6 protein-coding genes are annotated in these 7,068 nt (G+C 64.3%); all 6 read left to right on the plus strand.

What is annotated here, in order from left to right; genetic code table 11:
• The first annotated feature begins 157 nt into the window (after positions 1-157).
• A complete protein-coding gene (locus WFK98_RS27000) occupies positions 158-3,175 on the plus strand; it encodes a hypothetical protein (protein ID WP_336802484.1) in 3,018 nt (1,005 codons plus the stop codon).
• Between the two features lie 1,069 nt (positions 3,176-4,244).
• On the plus strand, positions 4,245-4,601 hold the full coding sequence (locus WFK98_RS27005; protein WP_336802485.1) for a hypothetical protein: 357 nt from the start codon (positions 4,245-4,247) through the stop codon (positions 4,599-4,601).
• Positions 4,550-5,266: a hypothetical protein gene (locus tag WFK98_RS27010; protein WP_336802486.1), complete on the plus strand. Its 717-nt coding sequence runs from the start codon at positions 4,550-4,552 to the stop codon at positions 5,264-5,266. The genes WFK98_RS27005 and WFK98_RS27010 overlap by 52 nt, the downstream gene beginning before the upstream one ends.
• A gap of 29 nt (positions 5,267-5,295) precedes the next feature.
• Positions 5,296-6,474 (plus strand): glycosyltransferase, encoded by a 1,179-nt coding sequence (locus WFK98_RS27015; RefSeq protein WP_336802487.1) that lies wholly within the window; start codon positions 5,296-5,298, stop codon positions 6,472-6,474.
• 30 nt (positions 6,475-6,504) lie between these two features.
• A complete protein-coding gene (locus WFK98_RS27020) occupies positions 6,505-6,762 on the plus strand; it encodes a spike base protein, RCAP_Rcc01079 family (RefSeq protein ID WP_336802488.1) in 258 nt (85 codons plus the stop codon).
• A 3-nt stretch (positions 6,763-6,765) separates the two neighbouring features.
• On the plus strand, positions 6,766-7,068 hold a 303-nt coding region (locus tag WFK98_RS27025; RefSeq protein WP_336802489.1), incomplete at its 3' end, for a hypothetical protein.

A 7,068-nucleotide genomic window follows, 5' to 3' on the forward strand; every position in this document is an offset into this window, starting at 1 on the left:
GTCTCGAATTTTCCGAGACTATGCGTTGCTACGACTTGGTCCGGCTGGTCCTGAAGGCCGAGCGTCAGATCGAGCTGCCGGACTATGCCGACATATCGGCCGAAGACGCGATTCGGGTGAGCAACGCTCTGGGTGCGCCTAGCACAGAGGCGGTCCCTTGGGCGGAGGTCGCCGCGCCAGATCTGCGGCCCTTCGATGTCGTCGTGATGCTCCGCAGGCGTTCGCGCGAACCCGGCCATGTCGGCATCCTCACCGATGCCCGTCATGTGCTGCACATCGAGAAGGTCACACGATCCGTCGTCGTGCCGCTCTCGCACTTCTCCATCTCCTCCAGGATCATTGGATTTCGGCGGCACAAATGCCTGTAGTGTGTGTCTGGGCAACGCCCTTCAGCGCCAAGAAGCCGGACGTGCTCTTTCTGCGCGAGGGGCTGTCTGTCTCCGAAATCGTGTCGGACCTGTCGGCTCGTCTGCCGTCGCAGTTCGTCGATCGCGGCCAGATCCGCATCAATGGCGAGTTGGTCCCCAAGGCTCTCTGGCGCTCGGTGCGGCCCAAGGCGACGAGCGCGGAGCGGCCGATCGCTGTCACGTTCCACATCGCTTATGAAAGCCGGGGTGACGGTGGCGGCGCCAAGCAGATCATCGGGCTCGTTGCTGCTCTGGCTCTGACTGTCGTCACCGGGGGTATCGCGTCGGGTGCCCTCGGGGCGGCGTTCGGCATTGCGTCATTGGGAGCAGGGACGATCGGCGCGTCCCTTCTTGCCGGTGCTGTCGGTCTCGCCGGCTCGCTCGCGATCAGCGCCCTCACGAGCGCCCCGGTGACGAAGGCGGGCGACACGAGTGCCGATTCCAATGGCGACGACAACCGCTCTGCCAGTGCGTCTGGAAACAGCGCGGCGGAGCCTGGTGGATCCATCGACCGGGTGATTGGGACCACCAAGGTCTACCCCAAGCTTGTCGGCCAGCCGGTGATCTCGATCGAGAATCGGGATGACATCGTTGAGGCCGTGTTCGCGCTGAACGGCCCGCACAAGATCGAGGATCTCCGGATCGACGAGGCGCCGTTCGAGGCTAACTCGGACATCCAGATCCAGTACCGGGAAGGCTGGCAGGACGACCAGCCGATCGACCTGGTGAACCGCTACGGCCGGCAGACCGGTGCTCAGTTCGAGCTCTCGGCGCACACCGTCGACCCCGAGGATATGGCGCAACTGCTCAACCGGGTGAATCCGTCGGAGAACGTGCCGAAGTGGCATGGCGTGCCGACCCGCCGTAGCCCGGATGAGGTCTGGTGCCGCTTCTCGCTTCCGGCGATGGGCTATCGGACGACCGAGGATCAACTCGTTATCCCGATCCGCACCCGCATCCGTCTCCGCGGGACGACCCAGTGGCGCAACCTGCCGGAGTTCCACATCTCGGCGCAGTCGATCTCGCCATTCAAAAACGAGCTGCAGTTGAAATGGGACATGGCGGAGCCGACCGACGTCCCAACGGTCCCGAGCAAGAATGGTGTCTATTTCGTCGCGAAATATACCCCTGGGCAGACCGCCGTACCGGTCACCTCGGCCAACCAGGCCGACAGCTATTTCTCCGCCGGCAGCGGCAATGACTACCTCTACCGAGGGACCGAAAGCACGTCGAACATCCGGCACGTCTTCGCCTACGACAACCGCATCGTCATGCACCTGACGAGTGCCGCGTTCCCGCGTGGCATCTACGATATCCAGATGAAGCGGGGCTTTTCGTACAAGGCCGGCGACTTCAGCAAATCCAGCTACCAGTTCAAATCGGCCGTGACCGATTTCTTCTGGTTCACGGACAATGGAACCATCGCGGAGTCCCGTGAGAACAAGGGCGAGCAGATCGTCCACCAGTTCACGACGTCGGTCTACAACGCCCCGATCCTGCCGACGCCCGGCTTCGCCACGATCGCCATCCGGGCCCGAAACGCCCAGATCAACAACGTCTCCTGCCTGGCATCCGGCTATGTGCGGGACTACGACGCGGTGACGGGCAAGTTCAGTAAGTGGGTGACCACCTCGAACCCGGCGCCGCATTTCGTGGATGTGCACATCGGTCGTCAGAACGTCGATCCGCTGCCGCAAGACCTCCTCGACCTCGAGGAGATGATCGAGTGGCGGCAGCGCTGCATCGACGCGGGCTACACATGCAACGAGATCATCGTCGACCAATCGATTGATGACGTGCGGGCGCTCATCGCCTCGTGTGGCTATGCGAAGCCCTACCAGTCGGATCTCTGGAGCGTGGTGCAGGACTATGACCGCTCGCAGGAGCCGGTAGTTCAGGTGTTCTCGCCCCGAAACGCCAGAGGCTTCTCGTTCAACAAGGCCTTCCCGAAGCTGCCCGACGGCTTCCGCGTCAACTTCAGGGACAAGACCGCCGACTACAACACCGAGGAAGTGGTGGTCTTCCGCGATGGGTATGACGGCGGCGAGGACGGGAAGCTCGAAGGCGTATCCTATGGCGGCCTCGACGAAGAGGCGAAGGTCATCACGCGGGCTCGCTTCGATCTCGCCCAGGCCGAGAAGCGAGCGACGTTCTACTCCTGGGAGGCGCCGGCCGAGGCCATCGTCTGCCGACGCGGTTCGCTCGTGGCGATCGAGCACGACACGCTGGCGCGCCACACCGGTCGGGCTCGCATCAAGGAAGTTCTGATTGACCCGGATACCCACCTGATCACCGGCATTCGGCTGGACTCGGTCGCGCCAATCCTGAACACGCCGGACATGCACGCGGTGGCGGACATGCATGCCGTCGTCGACATGCACACGGTCGGGCTGCGGACGGCCGTTGCGATCCGGCGCTCCAATGGCTGGATCACCACTCATCTGACCTCGTCATCCTCGGATGAAGAGACCGACCTGGTCATCTTCGCCAGCCCGCTTGCGGATCTCTATGCACCTGGGTCCGTGTTCGACCCCACCGAGATCCCAGAGATCATGGCTGGGTGCCTGGTCGTCGTTGGTGACCACGACCGCGTCTACAAGCGCGTCATCGTCAGCGAAATGCAGCCCTCGACCGACATCATCTACAAGATGGTCGCGGTCGATGAGGCGCCGGAGCTCTGGGCGGATGGCCTGAGCAAATACGTTCTGCAGGAAAGCGGCGGCAAGGTCCTGCAGGAAACCTCTTCTGGCATCTTCTGGGAGCCGTGATCCTACCATGACCGATAAGAAGATCTCGCTGCTCCCCGCGGCGTCGCTCCCGCTTGCCGGTGACGAACTCGTTGCTGTCGTCCAGGGCGGCGTCACGAAGCAGGCGCCCGCCGGTCAGATCGCGGCGCAGGGCCCCGTTGGTGCCACCGGTCCGTCTGGCGCTCCTGGTGCCAGCGGCGTAGCAGGTGAGGGACTTCGTCCTCGCGGTTCGTGGGACAATACGACCGTCTATGCCGTCGGCGACTACATCATCTACTTGTCTCGAACCTTCGTCTCGCTGACTGCCGGCAACGTCGGAAACGAGCCCCCGAACGGCGATGTCGGCGACAGCAACTGGATGTGGGTCCCATCTGGTGCTGCTGGGCAGGTCGGCGCTACGGGACCGTCCGGCGCGCGCGGTCCAACGGGCGCCACGGGTCCGTCGGGGGCAGCTTCCACCGTGCCTGGGCCGACCGGGGCGACTGGCCCCACGGGCGCCGATGGCCCCACAGGTCTGAGCGGTGGTGAGGGGGCGACGGGAGCCACCGGCCCCACGGGCGCGACAGGGCCGTCCGGTCCCATCGGCGATGGCCTGACGCCTCGCGGCGAATGGGACATCGGCACGTCCTACTCCACGGGCGACTACATCACCTTCAACAACCGCACCTTCGTCTCGCTCATCGATTCCAACACCGGCAACGAACCGCCGGGCGCGGATGTTGGAAGCGCCGAATGGATGTGGGTGCCGTCGGGTGCCGCCGGACAGGCGGGCGCAACGGGTGCGACGGGTCCGACTGGGCCGTCAGGCGCCACAGGTCCCAGCGGCGCGGCATCTACGGTTCCGGGCCCTACAGGTGCGACTGGTCCGAGCGGTGGCGTCGGCGCGACTGGCCCGACGGGTGCCAGCGGCACGCCCTCGTCTGTACCTGGACCGACTGGGGCAACCGGGCCTAGTGGCGTTGCCGGGCCCAGTGGGCCGACTGGCGCGGCATCTACGGTCCAGGGTCCAGCGGGCGCGACAGGACCGACCGGCCCTACGGGTGCAACCGGCCCAACCGGTCCGACGGCTTCTGCTGCTCAGTATCGAGCAATGACTACGGGCTACGTCGTCGGCACCGATTCTGTGACCGGCGGTATGGCCGAAGTCGGCTTGACCGATGCCACCACTGTCGCATGGGACATGTCGGCCGGCGTCGATTTCACGGTGACGCTCGCCGGCAATCGCACGCTCGGCAACCCGACAAATACGACTGTCGGGAAGAAGGGCCGGATCCGAGTTGTCCAGGATGCCACGGGCAGTCGAACGCTCGCGCTCTCGTCCAATCTGAAGACGGCTACCGGCTCGACTATCACCCTTTCAACCGCCGCTGCTGCGGTGGACTTCCTCGACTACGATTGTGTCTCGTCGAGCTTCATCCGGATCGCTCTTTCCAAGGACTGGAAATAATGATCCCGGGCTTTACCAGCAGTATGATGATGGCGGGCTCCGGTGCACCTATGCTGCTGACACTGATGACGGCCATCACGGCTAGCAGCACCTCCTCCTCAATCACTATCCCGGCGACGGCGCAGGCCGGCGACATTGCCGTCTTCAGCCAGTATGCGTTCAGCAGTGGGGGAACGCCGACCGCGGTCGAGTTCTCGGGGGCGACGACCGTCAACAATATAGCCGGCGGCCCCAGCACCGTTCGTCGCGTCATGATCAGCTATAAGGTGCTGACCTCCGGCGATATCGGCGCCGCGCTCACGGGCATGAATTCGTCGAGCAACCTCAAGTCGGTCCGGATCATCCGGCCGTCGAAGCCTATCACCAGCATCGCCACCAGCTATGAATTCGGCTCGATCAACTCGGGCAATGGGTCCAGGAGCGATACGCTCGGCCCGCCTGCGAGCGCGGCAGCCTTCCTGTTCGCCCGTCTGTTCATGGAACTGACGATCAGCATCACGGGGACGCTGCCGACCTACGGCGACCGCTACAACGAGAACGGCAACAGCGATTTCCCGACCTGGATCGAGATCCAGAACGGCCCGACTCTGTCGTCCCGGACGATCGGCCAGACCGCATCGACGGGCAACCGCGGCAACCAGGGCTTCTGCGCCGTCGTCACCTGACCGCCCCCCTTCCATCTCTGGAGACCCGCATGCGATTTCACGTCGTCGCGCTCCCGCACACCCATGTGACGGACGCGTTCTCTGCCTGCGCCTTCACCATGAAGGTCAAGAACTTCTGCCGGATGATGATCGAGCGCGGCCACGAGGTGGTGCTCTATGCCGGCGAGCAGAACACGGCCCCGGTGACCGAGCATGTGGTCTGCATCGACGAGGCGGCGAGGGCGGCCCATGTCGGCGGCCGCCACTATACCGAAGCGCCCTGGGAGCCGATGAGCCCGGCGTGGACGGTGTTTCTCGCCAACGCGATCGAGGGCATTCGGGCGCGAGCGCAGCCGCGCGATTTCATCTGCCTGATTGGCGGCTATGCCCAGAAGGCTGTCAGCGATGCCTTTCCGGCGCATCTCTGCGTCGAGATCGGCGTCGGCTATGGCGGGTGCTTCCTGCCGTTCAAGGTGTTCGAGAGCTACGCCTGGATGCACACGATCTATGGCGCGCGTTCGATGAACAACCCGTGCGGCGCCGACGGCACATGGTTTGATGCGGTGATCCCGGGCTATCTGGATCCGGCAGAGTTTCCGACGACGATCCCTGAATATGGCCGGCCGGGTCTCGTCGGACGTAGTGGGCCAAGGAACTGGGCCGGTGACGACCACGGCAAACGACTGTTCTTCGCCACCCACGATGCGGACCACAACCCGCTCGACTATTTCCTGTTCATTGGCCGCCTGATCGACCGGAAGGGCTATGCGACGGCCCAAAAGGTGTGCCGGCGGCTAGGCAAGCGGCTCGTCCTAGCTGGACCAGGTGAGCAGCACGGCTACGGCGAATTCGTCGGTGTGGTCGGCCCAGAGGAGCGCGGCAACCTCATGGCCGGCGCCACCGCCGTCTTCGCCCCGACGACCTATATCGAGCCCTTCGGCAATGTCGCTATCGAGGCCATGGCCTGCGGCACGCCGGTGATCACGACCGACTGGGGTGCCTTCACCGAGACCAACATCCACGGCGTCACGGGCTATCGCTGCCGGTCGCTGGCGGAGTTCATTGAAGCCGCGGAGAACGCGCACAAGCTCGATCGCCGCGCGATCCGGCAACACGTCGTCGACCACTACTCGCTCGACGTGATCGGCGCTCAGTACGAGCGCTACTTCGAGAGGCTTTCGACCCTTTGGGGAGAAGGCTGGTACGAGCTGACTGGCGCCAGGAACTAACGCCCCGACCATAACATTTAGGAGCAGACGATGCCCAATCCGTCCCCCAACTACGGCTTCCAGATCAGCGGTCCCGGAACCCGCCACTTTGCCGTTACTCCATCCAACACGGCAGACCTCTCGATCCAGCCCCGCGCGCTCTACATCGCGTCCGGCACCACGGTGGCGATCCGTGACGAGGGGGGCGTAGACATTACCTATCCAGTCACCGCCGGCCAGATCCTGCCCTTCCGCGGGGTCCGCATTCTCGCCACTGGCACAGACGCGACCGTCATTGGCTGGTACTAAGCCATGCTGTCCCTCGGCATTGGACTGACGAGCGTGCCCGTGCTGGCAAGGCGGGGGCCGACGTATGACCCCGACGCGCTGGCGTTCTTCGCGAGGCTGACGAACCAGCCGACCACCGCGCGGAAAAAGCTCTACAACGACCTGATTGTCTCGCTGAAGACGGCAGGCGTCTGGGCCAAGCTCGATGCGCTCTACGTCCTCGCAGCGGCAGACGCACAGGCTGCGCGCCAGAACCTTGTCGCGAACGCATACAATATCTCAGCCTCTGGCAGCCCTGTCTTTACGGCGGATCGAGGCTATACGGGC

Origin of the sequence: Kaistia sp. MMO-174 (assembly GCF_037147815.1) — a bacterium.
Lineage (GTDB): Bacteria > Pseudomonadota > Alphaproteobacteria > Rhizobiales > Kaistiaceae > Kaistia > Kaistia nematophila.